The 26,152-nt window shown below is 46.4% G+C and carries 23 protein-coding genes; 16 read left to right on the plus strand and 7 right to left on the minus strand.

Annotated elements, in window-relative coordinates; genetic code table 11:
- Genes B2Q61_RS09100 through B2Q61_RS09110 form a run of 3 tightly spaced genes read left to right on the plus strand, consistent with a single transcriptional unit; the run spans window position 1 to window position 1,558 of the window.
- Complete coding sequence (locus B2Q61_RS09100) at window positions 1-378, plus strand: curli production assembly/transport protein CsgE (RefSeq protein ID WP_290615466.1); 378 nt, start codon at window positions 1-3, stop codon at window positions 376-378.
- An 11-nt stretch (window positions 379-389) separates the two neighbouring features.
- Complete coding sequence (locus B2Q61_RS09105) at window positions 390-776, plus strand: curli assembly protein CsgF (RefSeq protein ID WP_290615467.1); 387 nt, start codon at window positions 390-392, stop codon at window positions 774-776.
- 2 nt (window positions 777-778) lie between these two features.
- Window positions 779-1,558 (plus strand): CsgG/HfaB family protein, encoded by a 780-nt coding sequence (locus tag B2Q61_RS09110; RefSeq protein ID WP_290615468.1) that lies wholly within the window; start codon window positions 779-781, stop codon window positions 1,556-1,558.
- Here the strand turns inward: B2Q61_RS09110 and B2Q61_RS09115 are convergent.
- Window positions 1,531-2,208 (minus strand): response regulator transcription factor, encoded by a 678-nt coding sequence (locus B2Q61_RS09115; protein ID WP_290615469.1) that lies wholly within the window; start codon window positions 2,206-2,208, stop codon window positions 1,531-1,533. The two genes, B2Q61_RS09110 and B2Q61_RS09115, sit on opposite strands and share 28 nt — an antisense overlap.
- 193 nt (window positions 2,209-2,401) lie before the next feature.
- Here B2Q61_RS09115 and B2Q61_RS09120 point away from each other — a divergent pair, with 193 nt between their 5' ends.
- Complete coding sequence (locus tag B2Q61_RS09120; RefSeq protein WP_290615470.1) at window positions 2,402-2,878, plus strand: low molecular weight protein-tyrosine-phosphatase; 477 nt, start codon at window positions 2,402-2,404, stop codon at window positions 2,876-2,878.
- Between the two features lie 125 nt (window positions 2,879-3,003).
- Window positions 3,004-4,356: a class II 3-deoxy-7-phosphoheptulonate synthase gene (locus B2Q61_RS09125; protein WP_349678779.1), complete on the plus strand. Its 1,353-nt coding sequence runs from the start codon at window positions 3,004-3,006 to the stop codon at window positions 4,354-4,356.
- 68 nt (window positions 4,357-4,424) lie between these two features.
- On the opposite strand, the gene ppsR is transcribed toward B2Q61_RS09125, so the two are convergent.
- Window positions 4,425-5,234 carry a posphoenolpyruvate synthetase regulatory kinase/phosphorylase PpsR gene (gene ppsR / locus B2Q61_RS09130; RefSeq protein ID WP_290615472.1) on the minus strand — a complete coding sequence of 270 codons (810 nt, stop codon included), beginning with the start codon at window positions 5,232-5,234 and terminating at the stop codon, window positions 4,425-4,427.
- 137 nt (window positions 5,235-5,371) lie between these two features.
- On the opposite strand from ppsR, the gene ppsA reads away from it, so the two are divergent.
- The 3 genes from ppsA (at window position 5,372) to B2Q61_RS09145 (ending at window position 9,997) form a co-directional block, all read left to right on the plus strand.
- A complete protein-coding gene (gene ppsA, locus B2Q61_RS09135) occupies window positions 5,372-7,750 on the plus strand; it encodes a phosphoenolpyruvate synthase (RefSeq protein WP_290615473.1) in 2,379 nt (792 codons plus the stop codon).
- A 205-nt stretch (window positions 7,751-7,955) separates the two neighbouring features.
- Window positions 7,956-9,491: an alanine/glycine:cation symporter family protein gene (locus tag B2Q61_RS09140; RefSeq protein WP_290615474.1), complete on the plus strand. Its 1,536-nt coding sequence runs from the start codon at window positions 7,956-7,958 to the stop codon at window positions 9,489-9,491.
- 152 nt (window positions 9,492-9,643) lie between these two features.
- The gene (locus tag B2Q61_RS09145) at window positions 9,644-9,997 is read left to right on the plus strand and encodes a BON domain-containing protein (protein WP_290615475.1); all 354 of its coding nucleotides are present in this window, start codon (window positions 9,644-9,646) and stop codon (window positions 9,995-9,997) included.
- Window positions 9,998-10,026: 29 nt separating this feature from the next.
- Here B2Q61_RS09145 and B2Q61_RS09150 read toward each other — a convergent pair whose 3' ends face one another.
- Window positions 10,027-11,874: an ABC transporter ATP-binding protein gene (locus tag B2Q61_RS09150; protein ID WP_290615476.1), complete on the minus strand. Its 1,848-nt coding sequence runs from the start codon at window positions 11,872-11,874 to the stop codon at window positions 10,027-10,029.
- A 263-nt stretch (window positions 11,875-12,137) separates the two neighbouring features.
- Between B2Q61_RS09150 and ribA the strand changes: the two genes are divergently transcribed.
- Together ribA and ydiJ are read left to right on the plus strand one after the other, a co-directional pair.
- Window positions 12,138-12,719 (plus strand): GTP cyclohydrolase II, encoded by a 582-nt coding sequence (gene ribA, locus B2Q61_RS09155; RefSeq protein WP_290615477.1) that lies wholly within the window; start codon window positions 12,138-12,140, stop codon window positions 12,717-12,719.
- A 10-nt stretch (window positions 12,720-12,729) separates the two neighbouring features.
- Window positions 12,730-15,768, plus strand: coding sequence for a D-2-hydroxyglutarate dehydrogenase YdiJ (ydiJ, locus tag B2Q61_RS09160; protein WP_290615478.1), 3,039 nt, complete (start codon window positions 12,730-12,732; stop codon window positions 15,766-15,768).
- Window positions 15,769-15,856: 88 nt separating this feature from the next.
- Here ydiJ and B2Q61_RS09165 read toward each other — a convergent pair whose 3' ends face one another.
- On the minus strand, window positions 15,857-18,487 hold the full coding sequence (locus tag B2Q61_RS09165; RefSeq protein WP_290615479.1) for a TonB-dependent receptor plug domain-containing protein: 2,631 nt from the start codon (window positions 18,485-18,487) through the stop codon (window positions 15,857-15,859).
- A gap of 177 nt (window positions 18,488-18,664) precedes the next feature.
- Between B2Q61_RS09165 and B2Q61_RS09170 the strand changes: the two genes are divergently transcribed.
- From B2Q61_RS09170 to B2Q61_RS09195, 6 genes are all read left to right on the plus strand, one after another.
- Complete coding sequence (locus tag B2Q61_RS09170) at window positions 18,665-19,234, plus strand: GNAT family N-acetyltransferase (protein ID WP_290615480.1); 570 nt, start codon at window positions 18,665-18,667, stop codon at window positions 19,232-19,234.
- The gene (locus tag B2Q61_RS09175) at window positions 19,234-20,568 is read left to right on the plus strand and encodes an NAD(P)/FAD-dependent oxidoreductase (protein ID WP_290615481.1); all 1,335 of its coding nucleotides are present in this window, start codon (window positions 19,234-19,236) and stop codon (window positions 20,566-20,568) included. The genes B2Q61_RS09170 and B2Q61_RS09175 overlap by 1 nt, the downstream gene beginning before the upstream one ends.
- Window positions 20,569-20,639: 71 nt before the next feature.
- The gene (locus tag B2Q61_RS09180; protein ID WP_290615482.1) at window positions 20,640-21,287 is read left to right on the plus strand and encodes a LysE family translocator; all 648 of its coding nucleotides are present in this window, start codon (window positions 20,640-20,642) and stop codon (window positions 21,285-21,287) included.
- A 99-nt stretch (window positions 21,288-21,386) separates the two neighbouring features.
- Window positions 21,387-22,304: a rhodanese-related sulfurtransferase gene (locus B2Q61_RS09185; RefSeq protein ID WP_290615483.1), complete on the plus strand. Its 918-nt coding sequence runs from the start codon at window positions 21,387-21,389 to the stop codon at window positions 22,302-22,304.
- Window positions 22,305-22,409: 105 nt separating this feature from the next.
- Window positions 22,410-22,961: a cytochrome b gene (locus B2Q61_RS09190; RefSeq protein ID WP_290615484.1), complete on the plus strand. Its 552-nt coding sequence runs from the start codon at window positions 22,410-22,412 to the stop codon at window positions 22,959-22,961.
- A 25-nt stretch (window positions 22,962-22,986) separates the two neighbouring features.
- A complete protein-coding gene (locus B2Q61_RS09195) occupies window positions 22,987-23,559 on the plus strand; it encodes a YceI family protein (protein WP_290615485.1) in 573 nt (190 codons plus the stop codon).
- 82 nt (window positions 23,560-23,641) lie between these two features.
- On the opposite strand, the gene B2Q61_RS09200 is transcribed toward B2Q61_RS09195, so the two are convergent.
- The 3 genes from B2Q61_RS09200 to nrdB form a co-directional block, all read right to left on the minus strand.
- A complete protein-coding gene (locus tag B2Q61_RS09200) occupies window positions 23,642-24,619 on the minus strand; it encodes a hypothetical protein (protein WP_290615486.1) in 978 nt (325 codons plus the stop codon).
- Between the two features lie 69 nt (window positions 24,620-24,688).
- Window positions 24,689-24,943 (minus strand): class I ribonucleotide reductase maintenance protein YfaE, encoded by a 255-nt coding sequence (gene yfaE, locus B2Q61_RS09205; RefSeq protein ID WP_290615487.1) that lies wholly within the window; start codon window positions 24,941-24,943, stop codon window positions 24,689-24,691.
- A 6-nt stretch (window positions 24,944-24,949) separates the two neighbouring features.
- On the minus strand, window positions 24,950-26,080 hold the full coding sequence (gene nrdB, locus B2Q61_RS09210; protein WP_290615488.1) for a class Ia ribonucleoside-diphosphate reductase subunit beta: 1,131 nt from the start codon (window positions 26,078-26,080) through the stop codon (window positions 24,950-24,952).
- Window positions 26,081-26,152: the final 72 nt, after the last annotated feature.

Below are 26,152 nucleotides of genomic sequence, written 5' to 3' on the forward strand. Positions count from 1 at the left end.
ATGAAAGTAATTTTCCTGCTGTTATGTTTGCTGCTGCCGGTAAAGGCGGCAGCAAATGATATCGAATTAAGCGGCTTAGTGATTGACCGCACCATCTCGCGTTTTGGCAAAGACTTTATGTTCTATTATTCTGGTTACTGGCGTGATATGCCGGCAACGGAAGGCGTGTCTGTGGTTATTTATGAACAAGTATATCCCCAAGCCGGCACATTCTTGTGGGTGGAGATGAATCAACAACGCGTTTATCAAACATATTTCGGCCGGCGTTATAACAATGTTAAGGAGATGGCTGAGCAGGCGATTTTGCGCAGTATTAATGAGCTGGCCAACATTCAGGCCAGTATGTTATTGGGTAGTCAGGATCAAGAAATATTTTAAAAGGAATAATAATGAACAAATCTGCAGTACTGCTATTCCTGCTGGCATCTGCCTGCGCAAGTGCAACTGAGTTAGTTTATACCCCGATTAATCCAAGCTTTGGCGGCAATCCGCTAAATGGTAATTTCTTATTACAGAAAGCCCAAAGCCAGAACGGCTATAGTGAAGAACGACCAACGTTATCTTTTGTGGATAAATTTCAGGAGGCATTGGAGCGAAACATTATCAACTCGCTAACCAGACGAATAGCTGATGGTGAGCTGGTTGATGGCACATACAATACCGGTGAGTTTTTAGTCGAAATCACCACCGGAACTGACGGCAGCGTTATTGTAAATATTACCAATATTGATACAGGTGAAGTGACGATCATTACTATTCCTGTGATTGGGGGTTAGTAATGAAAGCAGTAGTTAATATAATAGTGATGTCCGCTCTGGCGGGATGTTCTCTGGTACCAAAACCTGAGCTGAGTATTACCCCGGCCAGTGTTGATAGTATTAGTAGCACTATGCAGACGTTGCAACAGCAAGCAAAACCACGACAGCAAATCCCTGTTTCTGTCTATGCTTTTCGGGATCAGACGGGCCAATATAAACCTCAGGGCAATGTATCAAGTTTTTCTACCGCAGTAACTCAGGGTGCAACCTCAATGCTAACCCAGATCCTGCTTGATAGTGGCTGGTTTGCGCCACTGGAGCGGGAAGGATTACAAAATTTGCTTACTGAGCGAAAAATTTATGGCTCAAATAAAAAATTAACCGAACTGCCGCCGCTCAAAGAGGCCCGTTTAGTTTTCGAGGGCGGTATTATTGGTTATGAGACCAACTTAACTACAGGTGGTATTGGCGCTGAATATTTTGGTTTGGGACTGTCAGAATTATATCGGGAAGATCAGGTAACGGTTTATCTGCGAGCAATTGATGTCTATACGGGTCAGGTGTTGCTTTCCGTTTCTACGACTAAAAAAGTGTTTTCACAGGAGTTACGCGCCGGTTTATTCCGATATGTGTCATTGAACAGACTGGTCGAAATGGAGGGGGGGTATTCGACCAATGAACCGGTGCAGTATTGTGTTAAGCAAGCAATGGAAAGTGCCGTGGTTGAATTAATTAGTATAGGTCTCGAGCGTGGTTTCTGGCGTACTGACGATCAGGCCAGTTTGGCAAGCTCAGGCTGACTTTCCAATATCAGGTTGGATTGCTGCAACCAACGCAGCAATTCAACCCGGTTTCGGGCCTGCGTTTTTCTAAATACGGCCGATAAATGTGCTTTAACTGTATGAGCACTGATATTCAATACTTCCGCGATTTCTTTGTTACGGGCACCTTCTGCAACTAGTCCAATTATCCGCTTCTCTTGCCGGGTAAGTTGGGCGTTGATACTGGCAGTCATTTCTAAATTAGCTTTCTTAGGTTTATTAATCAGCAGATCCACTACGTCCGACATGACCGTACGCGAATAATATAACTGGCCGGACATCAGGGTTTTCAGCGCGGTCAATACCCGGTCTAATTGTTCATCACGATAGATCAACCCTCTGATCCCATTGTGAATCGCCAGCGCAGGATCGATTAGTGCCCGCTCAGCCTGAAAAATAAATACCGGGCAGCGCTGCATAATCGTCGATAATTCGTTAGACAGGCCTTTTTTGGTCAGATCATGGCTGTTAAACTGATAGCCCACCAAGACACCTGATTTAATAGGCTGTTGAATAAAATCGGTACGATTGCACTGCTGTACTTTTATGCCAACCGATTGAGCCAGCATCGCGGTATTATGTAATTGCTGGCGCTCTGATAGTATTATCAGCTTGGAAAACCGTTCCATTGTTTTCACCTCCAAACGACTTTAGTCTTAACCATTGACTAAAACGACCCTGATATACTGTACCGCGTGGCCATCAATTGCAACTGTTGAAGCCCGTTAAAGTTAAAATAAAGCCGCTGAAATGCCGCTTTTTTGCTATTGCACCAGGTGCTATTTTTAAGTTTAATCGCAGCAACTACGTTAAGGAGCAACCATGCGCGTGAAAAAAGTTCTGCTTGTTTGTTTAGGGAATATTTGTCGTTCGCCAACCGCGCATGCGGTACTTAAGCACAAAGCATTGCAACAGCGACTTGATATTGAAATTGATTCTGCCGGAACCAGTGCCTCACACCGCGGCGATCGGCCAGACAGTCGCAGCATCGAAGCGGGTATTGCCAGAGGATACAATTTTACCGGCCTTTACTCACGACCGGTATTTGAGCAGGATTTCGCCGATTTTGATCTCATTCTGGCAATGGATAATGAAAATATTGCTGAATTAAAACGCCGTTGTCCGCCGGAACATCAGCATAAAATAAAATTATTTCTATCATTTCATCCGGAATATCCTGCTATAGATGAAGTACCCGATCCGTATTACAGTGGCAGCAGAGGTTTTGAGCTGGTGCTGGATTTAATTGAACAATCTTGTGATAAATTAATTATGGCTGCTGAGTTTCAGGTTAAATAGTGGTTTCGTTCCGCTTATGCCGATTAAGCCGGTATTAGAGCGAAAAACTCTGAGTTCGGCATTGAATTTACGTCCGGAAGTCTATAACTTGGCATCGTTTATTTAATTCAACGTATAGGAAACACATCGTGACCACCTGGACGCCAGATAGCTGGCGAGCTCTGCCGATACAACAACAACCGTCTTATCAGGATCCGCATTTACTCGCGCAAATTGAAAAACAGTTGCACCGTTATCCACCTTTGGTTTTTGCACAGGAAACCAGAGATTTACATACGCAGTTAGGACAGGTTGCTAATGGCGAAGGATTTTTATTGCAAGGAGGGGATTGTGCCGAAAGCTTCAATGACTTTAATGCGCCCAAAATTCGTGACACCTTTAAAGTGCTGTTGCAAATGGCGGTGGTATTAACTTACGCGGGGGGGTTACCTGTTGTTAAAGTTGCCCGAATGGCCGGCCAGTACGCTAAACCTCGTTCCAGTGATCTTGAAACGATAAACAACGTCACGCTACCAAGTTACCGTGGCGATATTGTAAATAGTTTTGAGTTTACTGAGGCTGCGCGCCAACCGGATCCTAACCGGCTGGTGACCGCGTATCATCATTCTGCTGCTACCCTGAATCTGCTCAGGGCGTTTGCTCAGGGGGGGTTAGCTGATCTGCATCAGGTCAGTAAATGGAACATGGGTTTTGTTGAGTCTAACCCATTAAAAGATCGTTATCATAACGTGGCCCAGCGTATCCAGGAGGCTTTGCGTTTTATGGAGATTTGCGGGATTACTGCGCAAAACTCGCCCTCTATTCGTGAGACGCAGCTTTATACCTCACACGAAGCCTTATTACTCAATTACGAGGAAGCATTAACCCGGCGCGATTCACTCACCGGTGACTGGTATGACTGCTCTGCGCATATGGTCTGGATTGGTGAGCGCACCCGTCAGTTGGATCACGCCCATCTGGAGTTTTTCCGGGGTATTCATAATCCAGTAGGGGTTAAAATCGGCCCTGGTATGCAAGCCGATGAGTTAATCAGACTGATTGATGCATTAAATCCAACTAACACGCCTGGCAGATTAACATTGATCACCAGAATGGGTGCTGACAAGCTGGCCGATAAATTACCAGCGTTGGTACGTAAAGTTAAGCAGGAAGGGCGTAGCGTGGTCTGGAGTTCCGACCCGATGCATGGTAATACAGTGAAGGCCAGCAACGATTTTAAAACCCGGGACTTTGAAGCGATTTTACGGGAAATTCGAAATTTCTTTGCGGTTCACAAAGCTGAGGGTACTCATGCAGGGGGCATTCATCTGGAGATGACAGGTGAACATGTTACCGAGTGTACCGGAGGCGCCTATGGTTTAAGCGAGCATGACCTAAGTAAGCGCTATTTTACCCAATGTGATCCACGGTTAAACGCCGACCAGGTGCTGGAGCTGGCTTTTTTAATTGCAGATACCTTGAGCGCCAGCCGCAAATAATCACTGCAACCGAATGACTTTCGCAATTATACCGTGTTAAAAAATAAACAGGCCCGCAGCGGGCCTGATTAATATTTGTGGCGTTTTAATCCTGTTTTGGCAATAATTTTGGCTGAGATTTCCTCAATAGACAGATGCGTTGAATTAAGAAAGGGGATTTGCTCTTGCCGGTATAGTGCCTCTACTTCATTTAATTCTGCAGCACATTGCCGGATGGATGCGTACCTGCTGTCAGGCCGGCGTTGTTGCCGGATCTGACTCAGTCGTTCAGCGGTAATACTTAACCCAAACAACTTATCTTTATTTCGCATCAATTCAGGTGGCAAGCGCAGCGCTTGCATGTCTTCTTCCACAAATGGGTAGTTGGCAGCCTTAATGCCGTATTGTAAGGCCAGATAAAGGCTGGTAGGAGTTTTGCCAGAGCGGCTTACGCCGACCAGAATAATGTCTGCCTGGTCAAAATTCTTCATATTGGCACCATCATCATTAGCCAGCGAAAAATTTACGGCGTCAATTCGAAAATCATAGGTTTTTTCATGCATGCTGTGGGTGCGGTGGGTTTTAGGAACGGGTGCAATGCCTAACTCGCGCTGAATCGGTTCAACGAAAGTGTTCAAGAAGTCATAACAAATACCGTCACTGCTATTAATAATGTGCCGTAAATTATCGTCGACAAACGTTTGGAAAATAAGAGGTTTTACTCCCGTTGTTTTATACCGATCATTAATTCTCTGCTTCACCTGTAATGCCATATCAGTTGATTCCACAAAAGGTATCGTAATATGCTCAAATTGTGCAGGAAAAAGAGTAAGTAAGGCATGGCCAAATACCTCTGCAGTAATGGCGGTTCCATCAGATATGTAGAAAGCTGTCCGCAAGGTAATCTCCAATTTGTTGTTATAAAATTACATGAAAATTAAGGTTTTAATTAATCTCAGCCAGAGTGTAAAATCAATACGCTATGTAATGCTGCTGGTAAGCTTACACGCCCTTCAACAAAAAATGGAGACGAACTGTGCAAGAATTTGTGATTTGGTATGAAAAGCTGGGTATGCATGATGTGGATCGGGTAGGGGGTAAAAATGCTTCCCTAGGTGAAATGATCAGTAACCTGGCCAATGCCGGGGTGCAGGTACCGGGTGGATTTGCCACTACAGCGGATGCCTTCAATCAGTTTCTTGAACAAAGCGGTGTGAACGAGCGCATTTATCAGTTACTTGATGGCTTGGATGTTGATGATGTTACTGCGCTGAGCAAAGCCGGTGCCCAAATTCGGCAATGGGTAATTGAAACACCATTTCAACCCGAGTTAGAACAGGCCATTCAGGCCGCTTATCAGCAATTACATGCTGATCCGACGCACGACGTGTCTTTTGCTGTTCGCTCCTCTGCTACAGCTGAAGATATGCCTGATGCCTCTTTTGCGGGGCAGCAGGAAACGTTTTTAAATGTTCGCGGATATGATGCGGTCATTACCGCAATAAAACATGTATTTGCGTCTTTATTTAATGACCGGGCCATTTCATACCGGGTGCATCAGGGATACGATCACCGTGGCGTCGCCCTATCCGCTGGCGTGCAGAAAATGGTGCGCTCTGATATTGCTTCATCGGGTGTAATGTTCAGTATTGACACTGAATCAGGCTTTGAAGATGTGGTGTTTATTACCTCGTCGTATGGCCTTGGTGAAATGGTGGTACAAGGTGCCGTAAATCCTGATGAGTTTTATGTTCATAAACCGACATTGGCAGCAGGTCGGCCTGCAGTAGTGAAACGGAATTTGGGCAGTAAAAAAGTTGAAATGGTGTATTCAGCAGAGCAACAGCATGGCAAGCAAGTAAAAATTGTTGATATTAGTTCTGAGCGCAGCCAGCAGTTCTCTCTGACAGATGCTGAAGTTACTGAGTTGGCCAAGCAGGCTGTGATTATTGCCAACCACTATGGTCGGGCAATGGACATTGAGTGGGCGAAAGACGGTAATGATGGCAGGTTATATATCGTGCAAGCGCGACCTGAAACAGTAAAAAGCCGCGAAGACAGTAACAGTATGGAGCGTTTTCAGTTGCAAGGTACGGCGCCAGTGCTGGTAGAGGGGCGGGCGATTGGCCAGCGGATTGGTGCTGGCACCGCTAAGGTGCTCAAAGGCATTGAGCAGATGGATCAAATTCAGCCAGGTGATGTGCTGGTAACGGATATGACCGATCCCGACTGGGAGCCAATTATGAAGCGCGCTTCTGCCATCGTAACCAACCGGGGCGGTCGCACCTGTCATGCGGCAATTATTGCCAGAGAATTGGGCATCCCTGCTGTAGTGGGATGTGGCGATGCCACCAATAAACTAAAAACGGGTCAGCAAGTTACCGTATCGTGCGCCGAGGGCGATACCGGATTTATCTACGATGGTAAACTTGAATATAAAGTTGTCAGCAGCCGGGTAGACCAGATGCCGGCACTGGATTTAAAGATTATGATGAATGTGGGCAACCCGGAGCGGGCGTTCTCTTTTGCCAAATTACCTCACGCCGGTATCGGTCTGGCCCGGTTGGAATTTATTATCAACCGGATGATTGGCGTACATCCAAAAGCGCTGCTGAACTTTGATGCCCAGACACCTGAGCTTAAAGCAACCATCAGTGAAATGATTGCAGGCTATAGCGATCCGGTTGAGTTTTACATTGCCAAGCTGACTGAAGGCATTGCCACGCTGGCATGTGCTTTTGCACCACAAAAAGTTATCGTGCGGATGTCTGACTTTAAATCAAATGAATATGCCAACCTGGTTGGCGGTCGTCAGTACGAACCGCATGAAGAAAACCCGATGATTGGTTTTCGCGGCGCATCACGCTATATATCAAAAGACTTCCGAGATTGTTTTGCTTTAGAAGTTGAAGCGTTAAAACGGGTTCGCAATATTATGGGTTTTACCAATGTTGAGGTAATGATCCCGTTCGTTCGGACGTTGGAAGAAGCATCAGCCGTTATTGAATTGTTGGCAGAACATGGCCTTAAGCGTGGCGAAAATGGCCTGCGGGTCATCATGATGTGTGAACTGCCATCCAATGCATTACTGGCAGAAGAATTTCTGGAGTACTTCGATGGGTTTTCAATTGGTTCAAACGATTTAACCCAGTTAACCCTGGGGCTGGATCGGGACAGTGGCCTCATTGCCCACTTATTTGATGAGCGAAATCCGGCAATATATAAGTTGCTGGAGATGGCGATTAAAACCTGTAAGGCTAAAGGCAAGTATATTGGTATTTGTGGTCAGGGACCTTCAGATCATGAAGATTTCGCTGCCTGGTTAATGCAACAGGGTATTGACAGTGTATCGTTAAACCCCGATACGGTATTAGAAACCTGGCTATACCTGGCAGAGAAGTTTGGCAAGCACTAACGGTATTTTATCTTAAAAAGCCCCGCCTCGCGGGGCTTTTTATTTGTTGCTGCGGGCGACACCATTTGATCGATGAAATTTGGTTAAAAAACCACTAATCATGCGGTGCTGTTACTGGCAAACATAGCTATTCGCCTGATGTTATGGCAAATTAACGCTAATTTATAATAAACAAATCCAACAACAATAATTACAGGGGAAGCTAATGGAAGCCTTGGTCAGCACTGTTAATAGTATTATCTGGAGTCCGGCACTGATATTTCTGTGTCTTGGCGCTGGTTTATTTTATTCGATAATTACCCGTTTTGCTCAGGTTCGGCACTTTAAGGAAATGTGCAAGTTGCTGTTTAGCGGCAACGAATCAGATAAAGGTATTTCATCATTTCAGGCATTGGCTGTGTCATTATCAGGCCGGGTTGGGGTAGGCAATATTGCCGGGGTTGCGGCCGCGATCGGTTTTGGTGGTCCTGGAGCAGTATTCTGGATGTGGGTAGTGGCGTTTCTCGGCGCGAGTACGGCTTATGCAGAGTCAACGCTCGGTCAGGTCTATAAAGTTGAAGAAGACGGCCAGTATCGTGGTGGCCCGGCATACTATTTTGAGCGCTGTCTGGGCCAGAAATGGTTGGCGATTCTATTTGCGGTGTCAGCCATTATTGCTTGTGGCGTGTTTTTGCCAGGTGTGCAGGCTAATGCCGTTGGCAATGCGTTTACCCAGGTATTCGGTGAAGGCAATATGGTGGTGACCAGTTTCGGTGAAGTGGGTACTTTTAAGTTAGTCGCGTTGGCAATAATCCTGATTGTATTAGCGTTTATTATTTTTGGTGGCATTAAACGTATTGCGCATTTTACTCAGATTGTCGTGCCCTTTATGGCACTGGGTTACATCGTAATGGCACTGATTGTGGTTTTTCTTAATCTGGATAAAGTGCCGGGTATATTCAGTTTAATTATCTCGGACGCGTTTACCGCGCAGGCCGGCATGGGCGCAGCGATTGGCTGGGGTGTAAAAAGAGGTATTTACTCTAATGAAGCAGGTCAGGGCACCGGGCCGCATGCCGCCGCTGCAGCAGAGGTTGACCATCCGGCACAGCAAGGCCTGGTTCAGGCATTTTCTGTTTACGTCGACACTTTATTTGTCTGCACCGCGACAGCATTAATGATTCTGATTACCTCACAATATAATATTCAGACAGAAGACTTTAACGCTGCCACCGGCGCAGGAAGCATTATTGTCCAGAATATTGATACCGCAACTGAGGTGGCCTCACCTGCCTTTACCCAAATGGCCTTAAACAGTGTATTTGGTCAGTTTGGTCAGGCTTTTGTTGGCGTAGCGATTTTCTTTTTCGCTTTTACCACTATTCTGGCGTATTACTATATTGCCGAAACCAACGTGTCATATCTAAATCGTTACTTTAAGGGCACTATTCCGCTGGTGCTGGTTAAAGTAGTCATTATGGCGATGGTGGCCTATGGCATGGTTAACAGCTCTGGCTACATTTGGGGTATTGGCGACATTGGGGTGGGCTTAATGGCCTGGATTAACATTCTGGGAATTCTTGCCATTTTCTTTGTAGCTAAGCCCGCTATCCTATGTTTACGTGATTATGAAGATCAAAAGAAAGCGGGTGGTCCGGTGACTTTCGATCCCGTGAAACTGGGCATAAAAAATGCGACGTTCTGGGAAAAACGGCTGGCAGATCAGCAAGCGCTCAAATCGTCAGACGCAAAGATAAAATAAATGTCTGAACGGGAAATTGCATAAGAAATGCCCGGCTTTCTAGCCGGGCTTTTTTTATGTTTAGGCTGCAGAACTGCATTTACTTTGCCAACTCATTGTTGGTAAACCATACTAACTGAGTGAACCAATATCATTTAAAAAAGGAGTTAATTATGCAGGCAGGTAAATATCCCCTGAGTATGCTGGCAACACTGGTAATAGGTGGTCTATTGCTGACAGGTTGTGAGCGGGAGCGGCAAAGCATTGAGGCGCCGACTGATGAAGCCGGGCTGACAATAGCTCCTGAGAAAGGGATGTATGATGATCTAAATATTACCACAGCGGTGTCAACCGCGTTACGCTCTGAGCAGCGCCTTAATAACCTGAATATTCAGGTTGAAACCGATAAAGGCGATGTCAGGCTACATGGCGAAGTTGCCACCGAAGAACAGCGGCAACTGGCAGAATCCATCGCCAGGGGCACACCTGGCGTGCACGCAGTTAATAATGATCTAGAGGTAAAATAATGATTTGATTAAGCGGTGCAATGCACCGCTTAATCAATACCAATAAAACCACCGGTTTGATGCGCCCACAACTGGGCGTAAATGCCACCACTGGCGATAAGTTCATTGTGGCTGCCCTGCTCGACAATATTACCTTGATCTAACACGATTAATCGGTCCATCTGAGCAATTGTTGACAGACGATGGGCGATAGCAATGACGGTTTTGCCGTCCATCAGCTTATTTAAACTGGCCTGAATGGCGGCTTCTACTTCGGAATCGAGCGCCGAGGTCGCTTCGTCAAGAATTAAAATAGGCGCGTTTTTGAGCAGTACTCTGGCAATAGCAATCCGCTGGCGCTGACCACCGGAGAGTTTTACACCACGCTCGCCTACCTGGGCATCAAAGCCGCTATTACCTTTAGGATCGGTTAAATCACGGATAAATTCACTGGCTTCAGCTTGCTCTGCGGCTAACATCAACTCTTCTTCGGTGGCATCAGGCTTACCATAAGCAATATTCTCCCGCACAGAGCGGTGTAATAACGACGTATCCTGAGTCACCATCGCAATCTGCTGGCGCAAACTTTCCTGGCTAACGGTACTAATGTCCTGACCATCAATCAGAATATTGCCACTTTCAATATCATAGAAGCGCAGTAACAGGTTTACCAAGGTAGACTTACCCGCGCCGGAGCGGCCGACTAAACCCACTTTCTCGCCAGGTTTAATGGTTAACTCAAGCTGCTGTAATACCGCGGCTTTGCCGCCTTCGACCGCTTGTTTACCATAATTAAACCCGACCTGTTTAAACTCAATTTTCCCCTGGGGCACGGCTAATTTACTGGCATTGGCTACATCTTTTACTTCAATAGGCCGCGATAACGTGGCAATACCATCAGCCACGGTGCCGATATTTTCAAATAACGCGCTGACTTCCCACATAATCCACTGTGCCATACCATTTAAACGCAGAGCAAGGCTGATCGCGATAGCAATTGCGCCCACCGTAATAGCACTGCCAGCCCATAAGTATAAAGACAAAGCTGCCACGCTAAATACCAGAAGATAGTTAAGACTTTGCACGGACACACTAAGACCGGTGGCAAGGCGCATTTGCTGGTAAACAGGCTGCAAAAAGACGTCCATACTGTCTTTGGCGTAACTTTCTTCACGATTGGTATGGGAAAACAATTTAATAGTGGTGATGTTTGTGTAGCTGTCCACGATACGGCCGGTCATTTCTGAGCGGGCATCGGCCTGTGCAGTAGACACTCGTTTAAGCCGCGGTACAAAATAAAATTGCAGGGCGATATAGGCCAGCAGCCAGATTAACATGGGCACAATTAAGCGCAGATCGGCATCAGCAACAAAAAATAACATTGCCCCAAAATAAACCAGAACATACACCATAACATCCAGCAATTTCATTACGGTTTCCCGCACAGAAAGTGCGGTCTGCATTACTTTTGTAGCTATGCGTCCGGCAAAGTCATTTTGATAAAAGCTGACACTCTGGCGCAGCAGGTAACGGTGCGCCAGCCATCGAATAGACATTGGATAGTTACCCAGCAGGGTTTGGTGCACGATGGCTGAGTGAATAAAGTTCATCAGCGGCAGCAGAACAAGAGTTACCAGGGCCATCCAGATCAGGGTGGTCCGTTCATCACTAAAAAAATTGTCAGGGTCATTTACCACCAGCCAGTCAACCAACTGGCCCATAAAACTAAAAAGTGATACTTCCAAAATGGCAAGAATAGCCGAGGAAAGTGACATAAAAAGCAAAGAACGTTCCATGCCTTTGGTATAATGGCGGCAAAATGCCAGCAAACCGCGAGGCGGCTGACCAGGCTCCGCAGCGGGGAAGGGTTTAGTAAGTCGCTCAAAAAAACGCAGCATGAAAAGTCCTGAATGAAGAAATGAAGTGATAGCGCGCAATATTGTACCCGAGTTTGTCGCTTTGGATCAGGCTAATCTGTTAAATGAGCTGGCAGGGCGCTGATTTCTGACAGATCACCCTGCTGCATTGTGATAGTATAACGATATATTGCAGTAGCCACGTTAAACCAGCCTGTTATAATCTGCGTAAGTTACAGCTTGGATTAATTAAGCTCAGACCCAATTTATGTTCGTTATCGTGCGCTTAATCGCTGAGAAGTAAAATGACTATTAAACTTGTCACCTCCACTATTTTACCAACACCTTTTGCTGAGTTCAGACTACATGGGTTTGTTGCTGACAATGGCAAAGAGCATGTGGCTCTGACTTTGGGTGATGTTACAACAAACGAACCGCTATTAGCGCGGGTACATTCCGAATGTTTAACCGGTGACGCCCTGTTCAGTCTGCGCTGCGATTGTGGTCCGCAGTTAGAAGCTGCGATGCGGAAAATTGCCGATGCCGGTCGGGGCTGTATATTGTATCTGCGTCAGGAGGGGCGGGGTATTGGTCTTATCAATAAAATCCGGGCATATGCAGAGCAGGATAAAGGCCTGGATACGGTTGAGGCTAATGAAATTCTGGGTTTCTTACCTGACATGCGGGAGTATGATATTGCTGCGCAAATGTTTGCCCAGTTAGGTATTGAGCAAATACGCTTACTGACCAATAATCCGCGCAAGTTAAAGGCATTAAGCGATGCCGGGGTCAATATCCTGGAACGCGTGCAGCATCGGGTAAAAACCACCGCCCATAGCCATCGCTACCTGGCGACTAAAGCGGCTAAAATGGGCCATATGGAGTAACGAACCGCTAATGATCCCTAAGCTAAACCCGGAATTGGCGCTTGACGCCAGCATTGTCGCCTTTAGTAAAGCATTGCTCGCTGCTGGTTTTAGCGGTGATATTGAAACGAGCTACGGCAGTCGTTTAGCGGTGGCAACAGATAATAGTGTCTATCAGGCGTTACCTCAGGCTGTGTTGCTGCCAAAAACGACTGATGATTTGGTGATCCTGACATCGCTGGCACAAACATCCAGCTTTTGTCATATAAAATTCAGCCCCCGCGGCGGTGGTACCGGCACCAATGGACAGGCACTGACCGAGCATGTGGTTATCGATTTATCGCGGCATATGCGGGGTATTCTTGAATTAAACGTCGAGCAGCGCTGGGTTCGGGTGCAGGCCGGTGTCATTAAAGATCAGTTAAATGCATTTTTAAAACCCTATGGTTTTTTCTTTGCACCAGATTTATCAACCTCTAACCGGGCTACCATTGGTGGCATGATTAATACCGACGCCTCCGGTCAGGGTTCTCTGGTATATGGCAAAACCAGTGACCATGTATTGGCGCTTAAAACCGTACTGATAGATGGCACCATTCTAAAAACTCATAAAATCGCCACGTTTGAGGCGGAGCATCGGGCTGAAATGCCCAACAGTATCGGCCGTATCTATCGTCAGGTGCTGGATAGCTGTCGGGATTTTCGACCGCAAATTCTGGAGAAGTTTCCGCGACTAAACCGTTTTTTAACCGGCTATGATTTAGAGCATGTGTTTAACGAGGATTTAAGCGAGTTTGATTTATCCAGAATTATTACCGGCTCTGAAGGATCACTGGGGTTTGTCACTGAAGCAAAGTTAAATATTACTCCCATCGCTAAATTCAAATGCCTGATAAATGTCAAATACGACCGATTTGAAAGTGCCTTGAGAAACGCGCCTTTTCTGGTCGCAGCGCAGGCAACATCAGTTGAAACCGTTGACAGCAAAGTACTGAACTTAGCCCGCAACGACATCATCTGGCATCAGGTAAAGGAATTAATCACCGATATACCGAATACTGAAATGCAAGGCCTTAATATGGTTGAGTATAACAGTGAGAATCAAGCCGAAATAGAAGAAAAAGTCGCGGCACTGACAGCGAAGCTCGACCTTGCAATCGCTAACAATACCGATGGCATAATTGGCTACCAATTAACTTATGATACCGCAGCTATCGGCAGTATTTATGCCATGCGTAAAAAAGCAGTAGGGCTGCTGGGTAATACCAAAGGCAGCCAAAAGCCGATTGCTTTTGCTGAAGATACGGCTGTACCGCCTGAAAATCTGGCCGACTTTATTATGGAGTTTCGCGCACTGCTTGACAGCCACGGTCTACATTATGGCATGTTTGGCCATGTTGATGCCGGTGTACTGCATGTGCGCCCGGCGCTTGATTTGTGCGATCCCGAACAGGAAAAGCTACTGCGCACCATTTCAGATCAGGTTGTGGCTCTGACGGCTAAATACGGTGGCCTGATGTGGGGCGAGCACGGCAAAGGTTATCGAAGTGAATATGGGCCGGCATTTTTTGGCGCCGAGCTGTTTAATGAGTTGCGAAAGATTAAAGCTGCCTTTGATCCGCGTAATCGGGTAAACCCGGGTAAAATTTGTACCCCTTATCATAGTACTGAGCAACTGGTCTCGGTCGATGGTCAGAAAAGAGCCTGGTTTGACCGGCAAATACCGGTCAATGTTAAACAAAGCTTTGACAGTAGTTTAAACTGCAACGGCAATGGCTTGTGTTTTAACTATGAAGAAAGCTCGCCGATGTGCCCCTCCAGCAAGGTTACCCGAGATCGGCGCCACAGTCCCAAGGGGCGGGCGGGTTTAATGCGGGAATGGTTACGTCTTAATGAGCAGCAGGGCGTTGATATCTTAGCGACTGAACAAAAGTTACTGGAGCAATCCAGTAGCGTTAAACGCTTGTGGCAGAAAACGAAAAACAGCCTGGCAATGAGACAGGGCGAGCAAGATTTTTCGCATGAAGTAATGGCAGCAATGGAAGGATGCCTGGCCTGTAAAGCCTGCGCCAGTCAATGTCCGGTAAAAGTGGATGTACCGTCATTTCGTTCGCGCTTTTTGCAACTGTATTACAGCCGGTATTTGCGACCTGCCAAAGACTATATCGTTGCTAATATAGAGCGCACGGCGCCGCTGCTGGCCAAAGCACCCAAATTAGTTAATTTTGTGCTAAGACGCAAAACGACGGCGGCAGTGCTGAAATCAGCAGTGGGCTATGTTGATACCCCTATGTTGTCAGTTCCAACGCTGGCACAACTGACCGGCGAAAAATACCGGTTTGATCTGAACGAGTTGCAACAATTATCCGCTGCAGAAAAAGCCAAAACAGTGTTGCTGGTCCAGGATCCTTTTACCAGCTTCTACGAGGCTGAGCTGGTTGCCGATGCGCTGCAGTTATTGGATAAAATGGGTTTTAAACCGCTCCTGTTGCCATTTCTACCCAATGGCAAGCCACAACATGTAAAAGGCTTTTTGCGTGAGTTTGCCAAGACAGCGACAACTGCCGCTCAGTTTCTTAACCAGCTAGATCAGCTCAAGTTGCCAATGCTCGGGCTCGATGCGTCATTAGTGCTGGTTTACCGTGATGAATATAATAAAGCGCTTGGCGCCAACCGTGGTGACTTCAACGTTCAACTATTGCATGAGTGGCTGGTAAAGCAAATTTTGCCAAAAGCCCCTGATACAGCTGAGTTTGCATTGCTGGCACACTGTACCGAAAAAACTGCATTACCAGAAACTGAAAAAGCCTGGCAGCAAATCTTCAGCCAGGCAGGGCTTAGTTTAAAGCCGGTTAGTGTTGGCTGCTGCGGTATGGCAGGTACATATGGTCATGAAGCGCAGAACCTGGAAAACAGCAAAAACTTGTTCGAAATGAGTTGGCGCTTGCCAATTGAGCACTATGGTGTCGCCAATACTCTGGTCACCGGTTTCTCCTGCCGTAGTCAGGTAAAACGGTTGCTTGGCGATAAACCCAAACATCCGTTGCAAGCATTGCTGCAACGCTTATAAGAATGTTGTTCTGCTGATTTTAACGTGGCTGAACACCAAAAAAAACGCCCTTAAACAAGGGCGTTGTTATTTACCTGGCGAAACTCATTTAGAATTTATAACTTGCCCGGATATAGTAATAGCCACCATTGATACCCATAGGTGATGTTTCGTAATATTTACCCCCAAATGCATTATCCGGCTCACCAGCAGCGGACAAATCCAATTCTTCGGCTTTAGTATCAAACAAGTTTTGCGCACCTGCAGATAACATCAAGTTATCGGTAAGATAGTAGCTTACTTCAGCATCAAACGTTATTTTTGCTGATGCATTTACTTCGGTACCCGGTTCTTCAGGCGTTCCGACCCAGTCAACATGCACACCCTGATACTCACCGTAATAATTGGCCCGGGCAAAGAAGCTCCAGTCATCCCAGCTTTGATTCCAGCTTAAAGTTCCACGGTGATTAGGCAGGTCATTTTCCAGACGGGAAACTTTGTCCGGACCAGTAATTGGCTGGCGTCCTACCGGTGGCTCAGTAATACGATCAACTTCTGTTTCATTCCAGTTGTATGCCAGACTGAAGGTACCGCGACCATTCAGAATATCCATCGCATAATTAACGACCACATCGACGCCCTGAGTGGTGGTATCAAAGTCATTAGTGAAAAAGCTGACTTGCTGAATGGAATCAACATTTCTGACCCCGGCAGCGCGCAGGGCGTCTCGGTCAGCATCGGTCAGGTTAATTTTACTGGACTGACTGATACGATCAGTTACTTCAATATTGTAGTAATCCACAGTGGCAAAAAAACTATTACCACTATAGACGAGTCCGAAGGCATAACTGGTCGACTCTTCAGGTGTCAGCTCTTGTCCGCCTAATTGCAGAGAAATAGGGTTTGTTGGCGGCAGTAAGGCTGAATCTACCAGTACACCTGATTCCAGGTTGGTTTGTACGTTACTGACATTAGATTGGCCAACCGTCGGTGCCCGGAAACCTGTACTGGTAGAAGCACGCAAGGCCCAGTCATCGTTTAAGCGATACTGACCTGTTAGTTTATAATTAGTGGTATCACCGAAGGTATCGTAGTCTTCATAACGCAGTGCCAGACCCAATAAGAGGGCTTCGGAAACGTCCGCCTCCATATCGACATAAGCGGCATAGTTTCTACGGGTATATACACCGGCATCTTCCGGTTTAAAGCCCGGGAAACCATTAGAGCCGATACTAAAGCCCTGATCAACATAAGGGCCCACAGTAAAGGACGCTACATCACCGGAGACTACTTCGAAGCTTTCTTCAGTCCACTGCGTACCAAAGGCAACCGTCAAATCTTCGTACAAACCAACAGGTACAAATTTAACAAAATCAGCAGTGAAGGTTTTTTCCAGCTGAATATACTTACCTGGGTTAAATTCTGTTGGTGTATCCGGACCAAGAGAGGCGTTTAACGTATTAGTCATTTCGTAAGTCGATTCATTGCGGCCAACTGAGCCACTAAAATCGTACATAATGTTTTCTAACCAGCCGGTTTTGAATTCACCTTTAGTACCGACGGTCAGTGCAGTGTCAGTGACATTACCACCAAAGGTAGGGGTAAAGCCGCCTGGAAACATCTCGTTAAAAGCAAAACAGTTTTGTCCAACAGCGGTATTGGGATCAGCGATCAGCGCGTAATCAGCCTGGTCCAGTACATTGCCTGTGGTAATATTTACCGTTGGGCACGCGATGTTAGGGTCAAGTTGCGCCACCAGCAGGGTTTCGCCACCGTCATTAGAAAACACCCCTGGCCGGTTATGTGGGTTACGGAAGTAAAAACCGCCAGTAACATCACGCTCTGAATAGTTACCGAACATGTATGCTTCGCCACCGTTGCCTAAATCCAGGCCGGTGTTAACAAAAATGGTAATATCGTCTTTTATTTCAGGTGAGCCCCAGATTTGGGTAATCGGTGCAATAAATTCGTTGCCTGCTGCAATAAAGCCCTGAGCATCTGCCCGTTGTACACTGCGACTGGTGGCGTCTGAATTTTTATACTGGGCACTGATATTGACAAAACCGTTGTCGGTCAATGGCATACCAATATTGGCGGCATACTCTGTGGAGGTGCCATCCCCTTCATAATATTCCCCATGTTTAACTTCGAAGCTACCGCCGTCCGCCGCATCTTTTAATACAAAATTGATGACCCCGGCAATCGCATCTGAGCCGTATTGTGCTGCTGCGCCGTCCCGTAATATTTCAACTTGCTTTAATGCTATGCCTGGAATCACTGAAATATCAGCGCCCTGAGCGCCATCATTGATACCGCCGCCTAAAAAAGCGATAACTGAAGCTTTATGACGACGTTTACCGTTAGTAAGGATCAGAGTACTGTCTGCTGACAGTCCACGCAGACTGGCCGGACGAACCAGTGTTGCTGCGTCGCTTATCGGGTTTGAGTGCACGTTTAGTGAGGGTACTGTGGTGGTAATCATGTTCAGCATGTCTGAACTACCGCTCTTAACAAGTTCATCGCCACCAATAATGTCGACTGGCACCGGGGAGTCGCCAATTGAACGGGGGGCTGAGCGGCTGCCGACCACCGCAATTTTTTCAATTTTCTGCTCTTTTGTGGCTGTGTCGCCAGTCTCCTGGGCAACAACCGTACCACTGACTATACCTAACGCAAACGTGGTTGCTATGGCATACTTAACCGCATGCGCAACCGGGTGGTATTTATTGTTGTGTTTCATAGTGTTTTCCTGGATTATTTTTTTGATTTCACTAGATAACGCTGATTGCTATATAGCGTTCAATTAACCATATTTTAAATTGATGCTGTTGTCCATCGCAGTTTTCTAGCGGTTGGTCGATCAAATGGGAACGAATTGTTAAAATATTCAGCTGCTGGTCAGCTGTAACGGAGTTTTATGAAATCGATAGCCGTTATGGACGAGAGGTTCTTGCCGCAAGTTGTATCACTCGCAAATCAGGTTCATGGTGAGAATTATCTTGATCTGGCTAAATTAGCTGAGCTGCATCTACAGGGCATTAAACACAATATTAATGCCAGTTATGTCGCCCTGATTGACAAGCAGGTAGTGGGATATCGGCTGAGTTTTGCTGCAGGGCAATGGCCGTTAGATGAGTGGTGTTCAGTTCCGTTATGGCCAGTTCCCCCACCACAAATGGCCTATTTTAAGTCAGTTGCGGTTGCACCTGAGTTGCAAGGACAAGGTCTTGGCACACAATTACTGCAAGCGTCCATTGGCTCACTCCAGCAACAGGGTGCAACCGCAGGGCTTGCTCATATCTGGCAGCAAAGTCCGGGTAATGCCGCACAGCGCTATTTTTCTAAGGCGGGTGCTTCACTTTTAAAAGTGCATGCTGATCGCTGGTTACACTTGAGCAAGACTGCTGGTTATCTGTGTCCAATATGTGGCAACCGCTGTCACTGCACCGCAGCCGAAATGGTACTATCTTTTGCGGACATGTGTTGATGTATGATCCTTATCTCGACACCACACTTTGCAGCAATCAGCCTGATATCGGTAGTTACTGGCAAGCCGCAACGCCCACAAGCATTGATTATCCGGCTCTGAAGCGTGATATCAGTTGTGATACAGTAATCATAGGTGCCGGTTACACCGGGCTAAACTGCGGATATGAGCTGGCAAAAGTGCATCAACGCGATGTTGTGGTGCTGGATGCGCTGCAGCCAGGTTGGGGTTGCAGTGGCCGTAATGGTGGTTTTGTCCTCAGGGGTACTGGCAGACTGGGCTTAGCTCAGCTGGCCAGTAAATTTGGGCTGGAAACCGCCAGGGTGTTTCACCGGGAATATGGTGCAGCGATCTTACGGGTAAATCAGCTTATTGAGCGGGGTAATATTGCCTGTCAGCCACAACCTGGTGGCTACTATAAGTTAACCCACAAAGCAGGTATGGCTAAAAGTCTGGCGCAACAGGCAGCGTTTTTAAACCAGCATTTTGACTATCCGGTGCAGTTTCTTGATAAAGCGCAATTACGGCATCAGGTGGTAAATCATCAGCAGGCAGATGCTGCGCTGTACTTTCCGGATTGCTACGGTTTGAATCCGCTGGCCTTGGCACATGGCTATGCGAGAATGGCTACTGAAGCCGGGGCCTCACTCTATGGACAAAGCCCGGTAATTAGCTTTAAACGTCTGCCAGCGGGCTTCGAAGTGATAACCCGGCAAGCAGTTATTACTGCGCGTAATCTGGTGTTAGCCACCAATGCTTATACCGCCAAAGGATTGTATCCGGCTATTAACAATAGTTGCTTGCCGGTATTAAGTAGCGTGATAGTCACCGAGCCACTCAATGCCAGCCAGTTGCAGCAGCTGAACTGGCAACAAAACAGTATCATGATGGATACCCGCATGCTGAAGTACTATTATCGGTTACTTCCGGATAACCGGGTTTTGTTTGGCGGCAGGGGAGCTATCAAAGGCAAAGATGCTGCCGACCCCATTTATCCCCGTCGCTTGCTGGCAGCGTTGAAGCACTGCTTTGCCGGTTTGGAACATCTCACCTATCAATACCAATGGAGTGGTTGGGTTGGCGTATCTTATGATGATTTACCCAGAGTCGTAGCGGCAGAGCCCAATCTCTTTTATGCCGCTGGTTATTGCGGCAGCGGATTATCATTCAGTGCCTTAGCCGGCGAGCGTCTGGCGCAGTTGGTTGCCGGTAAAACATTGCCCGCGTTGCCAATATATCAAAGTATGTTGCCTGGCTTTCCGATGTCAGCATGGCGTCGACAGGGGCAGCAAATGTTTTATCAGTGGGGGCGCTTTAAAGATCATTTTTTATAGTCGTTTCGCCAGGCGCGCTGGAGTTAATCTGTTGTCTTGCTTACAATGGCCCTTTTTTAAGCAGGGTTAGCATGAGTTTCTGGCCAGAATTTTTGATTATTGCCTCAGTGCATTTACTTGCGGTTGCCAGCCCGGGGCCGGATTTTGCCATTGTATTGCGTTATGCAGTGCGGTTTGGCCGCAAGGCCGCCGTATTTGCCAGCCTTGGTATTGGCGTAGCCATTTTGTTGCATGTTACCTATTCTCTGGTAGGGATCGGAGTTTTAATTAAAACGACTCCCTGGTTGTTTCAGCTACTTAGCGTGTTCGCGGCGTGTTATTTACTGTATCTGGCTCAGGGCGCGCTGCGCGCTAAGGCACCGGTTGGGGGCGAAGCGATCGCGCTGGAGCGGCAAGCCACACCAGCAAGTGTAAAAGCGTTCAGTGCGGGGTTTATTACTAATGGTTTAAATCCGAAAGCGACCTTATTTTTTCTTTCTTTGTTTGCGGTAGTGATTTCTGCAGAGACCCCCTTTAGCTATAAGCTGATTTATGGCGTGTATATGGCATTGGCAACAGCCGCCTGGTTTTGTCTGTTGTCATTTGTGCTGACCAATAGCAAAGTCCGGGGATTTCTGTTGTTAAAAGGTTACTGGTTTGACAGGCTCATGGGGGTATTGCTGCTGTTACTTGCCGCGCAGTTGCTGATCAGTAGTTTTGGCAGCGCGGGTGGCGGTTAATTTGCCGGTCCGGCTTGGCCTGTTGGCTTAGGGTCGGTATAATGCCGGCCGTCATTAATTTGCTCTGGATTTACGATCCAGCATCGCAAGAGGTTAACTATGTTCGTTGTTGCTGCGCTGTATAAATTTGTTCATTTGCCTGATTATCAGGATTTACGCCAACCACTTTATCAGGTGATGGCTGAAAACGGGGTTAAAGGAACCTTGTTGTTGGCTACTGAGGGAATTAACGGCACTATCTGCGGTACTCGTGAGGGAATTGACGCGGTAAACCAGTGGTTTGCAACGGATCCCCGTTTCGCCAATCTCAGTTACAAAGAGTCGTTTGCTGATGAGCCGGCTTTTTATCGCACCAAGGTGAAATTAAAGACCGAAATTGTCACGATGGGGGTGGAGGGTATAAATCCGGCGCATATCGTTGGTACCTACGTGAAGGGTGATGCCTGGAATCAACTTATCAGCGATCCGGATACCCTGTTAATTGATACCCGTAATGATTATGAAGTGGCTATCGGCACCTTTAAAAATGCAGTTAATCCAAACACGACCACTTTTAGAGAGTTTCCACAGTGGGCTGCTCAAAACCTGGATACCGGCAAACACAAAAAGGTTGCCATGTTTTGCACCGGTGGTATTCGCTGCGAAAAATCTACCGCTTTTTTAAAAGAGCAGGGTTTTGAGGAGGTGTATCACCTTGATGGTGGTATTTTAAAATATTTGGAAGAAGTACCTGCAGAGCAGAGCTTGTGGCAAGGTGAATGTTTTGTGTTTGACCAGCGGGTAGCCGTAAAGCACGGTCTGGAGCAGGGAAGTTACGATCAGTGTTATGCCTGTCGGATGCCGTTATCTGTCACTGAAATGGCCTCGGTTGACTATGTAAAAGGTTTAAGTTGCCCTCATTGCGTGGCGCAAACTACTACAGAACAAAAAGCAGCTTTTGCAGAGCGGCAAAAACAAGTAGCGCTGGCAAAAGCCAGGGGTGAAAAGCATATTCGAGATGGCAAACTTGACAATTGATGCTAAAAAGATCTAACCATTCTATTTAATAGAAAGATCCTTGTTGTAAAATGCAATTTTAATTCTCTTACGTTGAGCTATTCTGCCCTTATATGGGAGGGCAGTATGCTCAGTAATTCTGCAACGCGCTATGGCATGATCAGCATTGTTTTGCACTGGTTGGTTGCTGTCACTATTTTATCACTATTTGCGCTGGGCTACTGGATGGTAGACCTGACATATTACAGTAGCTGGTACCGAACCGCGCCCTACTGGCATAAAAGTATCGGCATTTTATTATTTCTGGCAGTAGGCATCAGGTTGCTCTGGCGTCTCGCCACGCCAACACCCGCTGCCCTTTCTTCCCATACTCTGCTGGAAAAAAGAGTCAGCCGCATCACTCATGTCGCACTTTATTTCCTGACGATCCTGATCATGTTGAGCGGTTATCTGATTTCAACCGCTGATGGCAGGCCAATTGCTGTATTTACGTGGTTTAATGTGCCTGCCCTGGGTGAGTTGTTCCCGCAACAGACTGATATTGCAGGCGCTTTTCATCAGTATCTGGCGTATGCGTTAATAGGGCTAACGGTGTTACATGCCCTTGGTGCACTTAAACATCACTTTATTGACAAAGATACCACCCTCAAAAGAATGTTAGGGCAGTCTGCCCATTAACAACTCAATATAGAACAGGAGCGTTATGATGAAAAAATTGTTACTCACGGCCGCCATTGCTGCGGTATGTAGTGGTGCGGTTAATGCAGCGGACTACAAAATTGATACTGACGGTGCTCACGCTTTTATTCAATTCAAAATCAGTCACCTTGGATATAGCTGGTTGTACGGCCGTTTCAATACGTTTAATGGTGAGTTTAGCTATGATGCTGATAAACTGGCTGAATCAGAAATAAATCTGGTGATTAACACTGCCAGTATAGATTCTAATCACGCCGAGCGTGACAAACATTTACGCAGTGCCGATTTTTTAAATGTCAGTAAGTTTCCACAAGCGACTTTTAACAGCACAAAGATCGTGGCAAAAGAAGGTGATAATTTTGATTTGCACGGTAAGCTGACGCTCAACGGTGTCACCAAAGAGGTCGTTATTGCTGCTGAGAAAATAGGTGAGGGCAGTGATCCCTGGGGTGGATACCGGGCGGGTTTTGCCGGCAGTACCTCGTTTGCTTTAAAAGATTTCGGTATCAATTATGATCTGGGACCGGCTGCATCAACCGTTTACCTGGATTTAACTGTAGAAGGCGTTCGCCAGTAAGGTGTGCGTTGGCCAGCTGCCTGACTTTATAATATGAGATGGCAGGCAGCTGGCAAAATGTTACTTCTATTTATTCTAGCGGTTATAAGGGGCTTTTCAGCTGCACTTTCACCTGATCTTTTAAGTTCATAAAATCTTCATCTGCGCTGGTAGTATTGGCGATATCGGCAAATAACAATTCAGCCCGTCCATCACTACCTGCCAACATAAATAATTGTACTAAACGCAATTTAGCCCAATTAAGCCTGCTCTGATCACTGTCTTTGTAATAACCAATATATTCAGACAATGCGGTAATACCGTTTAAAACATTATCGTTAGTCAGGACAGCGAGACGGCCAACCTGATAGAGGGCATTATAACGTTGCGTAGGCTTAGTGCTAAACTCTGCTGTTTTACTATAAAGTTGCTGAGCAACAATATGAGCATCCTGCCTGGCAAGAATGCTGGCTTTGGTGGCAAGTAAATCAGGTTGATTCGGCATAGTTTTCAAATGTTTATCAATCAAGGCAACGGCCTCACTTAAGCGTGCTTCCAGGATTAATAGCTGGATTTCAGCCAGGGCACCCTGTAATGGGTCCAGGCTGGCGAGCAATGTAGCTTGCTCTGCGGCTAATGTTTTACTGCCCCCAGCTGCAGGAGGAGCAGACTGATAAAAACTGATCAGGGCCTGTTGCGCCGGATAATTATCCGGATTTTCAGTTACCGCTCTTACCAATAATTGCAAGCCATCCGTGGTTCGTTGGCGGGCATTAAAAATATTGCCATCAGAAGCCAGTACAATTTTATTGATCCCGGCCAGATACAGCAGCTCACTATGCTGCGGATAGTCAATGATTAACTGGTTTAGCAGAGTATTTGCTTCTTCGCGTTGGCGCAGATTAAACATGGCCTGAATATAGATAGCTGTTAAATCGGGATTTTTTTTCAAGTCGGGTTGTTGATCAATTTCAGTGATGATTTTTCGGTATTGCGCTTGTTCATACCAGCTGTTTGCCTGCTCAGGTTCGATGGCAATAGCTGAAATACTGAACAACAAACCCATAAACGCAATTTTCATTGAAACCCGCCTTGAAGCAAGATAAATACCGGATAAGTGTGCGATATAACGCGGTAAAATACCAGAGGTTCAGGGAATTTCAATTTCAATATCTGTGGTCGGAATGCTACAGCAGGGCAAAAATTCACCCTTTCGTACAAAAGCCAGCGGTTCATGCAAATACTTAATGGTGCCGCTGAGCAGTTTGCAACGGCATGCACCACAGTAGCCTTCGCGACACTGATAGCTGATATCCTGTTTTTGCTGTTCAATGCTTTGCAAAATGGTAGGTTGGCTGCCATCAAAATTAATAGCAGCCTGGCCAATAACCGTAATCTCAGGCATGACAGATTAGAGATCGAAGTCGCCGAACTCAGCACCATCAACTTCATTATCTATCTGGCCTACCAGATAAGAGCTGATTTCAGATTCCTGCGGTGCTACCTGCACATTGTCTGACACCAGCCAGGAGTTTATCCACGGAATAGGGTTTTGAGTTGTGCTAAAGCGCGCTTTTAAGCCTATTGCCTGCATCCGACTGTTGGTGATGTACTCAACATACTGGCACAAAATATCCTTATTAAGTCCAATCATCGACCCGTCTTTAAACAAATATTGTGCCCAGTCTTTCTCTTGTTCGGCGGCTTTTAAGAAAATGGCATAAGCCTGTTCTTCACATTCTTTTGCTATGTCAGCCATTTGCGGGTCATCTTCGCCGGCAGCCATAATGTTCAGTATATGTTGGGTACCGGTCAGGTGCAGCGCTTCATCCCGGGCAATCAGTTTGATAATCTTGGCGTTACCCTCCATCAGTTCACGCTCGGCAAAAGCAAAGCTGCAGGCAAAACTGACATAAAAGCGGATAGCTTCCAGTACATTAACCGATAACATACACAGATAAAGACGTTTCTTAAGTTCTCGCAGCGTAATACCAACGGTCTGGCCATTGATCTGATGCTCGCCCTCACCACAGCGTTGATACAGGTTAATACCATCAATCAGGCTATCGTAATAGCGGGTCACATCGTCAGCACGTTCCAGTATTTTTTCATTCAGCATAATGTCATCAAAAACTTTATGCGGCTCTGAGGTAATATTGCGGACGATATGGGTATAGCTGCGGCTATGAATCGTTTCGCTGAAGGCCCAGGTCTCAATCCAGGTTTCCAGCTCAGGAATAGAAACAATAGGCAAAAACGCCACATTCGGAGAGCGTCCCTGAACAGAATCTAACAGGGTCTGATATTTCAGATTGCTCAGAAATATATGCTTCTCGTGGTCTGGCAGATTTTGAAAATCAATTCTATCTTTACTGACGTCAATTTCTTCAGGGCGCCAGAAAAAACTTAGCTGTTTTTCGATCAGTCTTTCAAAAATAGGGTACTTTTGCTGATCGTACCGCGACACATTGACCGCATTGCCAAAAAACATCGGCTCTTTTAGTTGATCATTAATTTCGCGATTAAAAGTGGTATACGCCATTGCTGTAAATATCCTAACTAAACACAACCTGTTGTTATTACGCTCCGGGTTAACGGAGCGATGACTTATCCG

This window comes from Arsukibacterium sp. UBA5043 (assembly GCA_002415085.1).
GTDB lineage: Bacteria > Pseudomonadota > Gammaproteobacteria > Enterobacterales > Alteromonadaceae > Alishewanella.

Bases quoted from the DNA above. Each gene is read 5' to 3' on its own strand.
- B2Q61_RS09100 (WP_290615466.1), top strand. From the start codon at position 1: ATGAAAGTAATTTTCCTGCTGTTATGTTTGCTGCTGCCGGTAAAGGCG.
- B2Q61_RS09105 (WP_290615467.1), top strand. From the start codon at position 390: ATGAACAAATCTGCAGTACTGCTATTCCTGCTGGCATCTGCCTGCGCA.
- B2Q61_RS09110 (WP_290615468.1), top strand. From the start codon at position 779: ATGAAAGCAGTAGTTAATATAATAGTGATGTCCGCTCTGGCGGGATGT.
- B2Q61_RS09115 (WP_290615469.1), bottom strand. From the start codon at position 2,208: ATGGAACGGTTTTCCAAGCTGATAATACTATCAGAGCGCCAGCAATTA.
- B2Q61_RS09120 (WP_290615470.1), top strand. From the start codon at position 2,402: ATGCGCGTGAAAAAAGTTCTGCTTGTTTGTTTAGGGAATATTTGTCGT.
- B2Q61_RS09140 (WP_290615474.1), top strand. From the start codon at position 7,956: ATGGAAGCCTTGGTCAGCACTGTTAATAGTATTATCTGGAGTCCGGCA.
- B2Q61_RS09145 (WP_290615475.1), top strand. From the start codon at position 9,644: ATGCAGGCAGGTAAATATCCCCTGAGTATGCTGGCAACACTGGTAATA.
- B2Q61_RS09150 (WP_290615476.1), bottom strand. From the start codon at position 11,874: ATGCTGCGTTTTTTTGAGCGACTTACTAAACCCTTCCCCGCTGCGGAG.
- ribA (WP_290615477.1), top strand. From the start codon at position 12,138: ATGACTATTAAACTTGTCACCTCCACTATTTTACCAACACCTTTTGCT.
- ydiJ (WP_290615478.1), top strand. From the start codon at position 12,730: ATGATCCCTAAGCTAAACCCGGAATTGGCGCTTGACGCCAGCATTGTC.
- B2Q61_RS09165 (WP_290615479.1), bottom strand. From the start codon at position 18,487: ATGAAACACAACAATAAATACCACCCGGTTGCGCATGCGGTTAAGTAT.
- B2Q61_RS09170 (WP_290615480.1), top strand. From the start codon at position 18,665: ATGAAATCGATAGCCGTTATGGACGAGAGGTTCTTGCCGCAAGTTGTA.
- B2Q61_RS09175 (WP_290615481.1), top strand. From the start codon at position 19,234: ATGTATGATCCTTATCTCGACACCACACTTTGCAGCAATCAGCCTGAT.
- B2Q61_RS09180 (WP_290615482.1), top strand. From the start codon at position 20,640: ATGAGTTTCTGGCCAGAATTTTTGATTATTGCCTCAGTGCATTTACTT.
- B2Q61_RS09185 (WP_290615483.1), top strand. From the start codon at position 21,387: ATGTTCGTTGTTGCTGCGCTGTATAAATTTGTTCATTTGCCTGATTAT.
- B2Q61_RS09190 (WP_290615484.1), top strand. From the start codon at position 22,410: ATGCTCAGTAATTCTGCAACGCGCTATGGCATGATCAGCATTGTTTTG.
- B2Q61_RS09195 (WP_290615485.1), top strand. From the start codon at position 22,987: ATGATGAAAAAATTGTTACTCACGGCCGCCATTGCTGCGGTATGTAGT.
- B2Q61_RS09200 (WP_290615486.1), bottom strand. From the start codon at position 24,619: ATGAAAATTGCGTTTATGGGTTTGTTGTTCAGTATTTCAGCTATTGCC.
- yfaE (WP_290615487.1), bottom strand. From the start codon at position 24,943: ATGCCTGAGATTACGGTTATTGGCCAGGCTGCTATTAATTTTGATGGC.
- nrdB (WP_290615488.1), bottom strand. From the start codon at position 26,080: ATGGCGTATACCACTTTTAATCGCGAAATTAATGATCAACTAAAAGAG.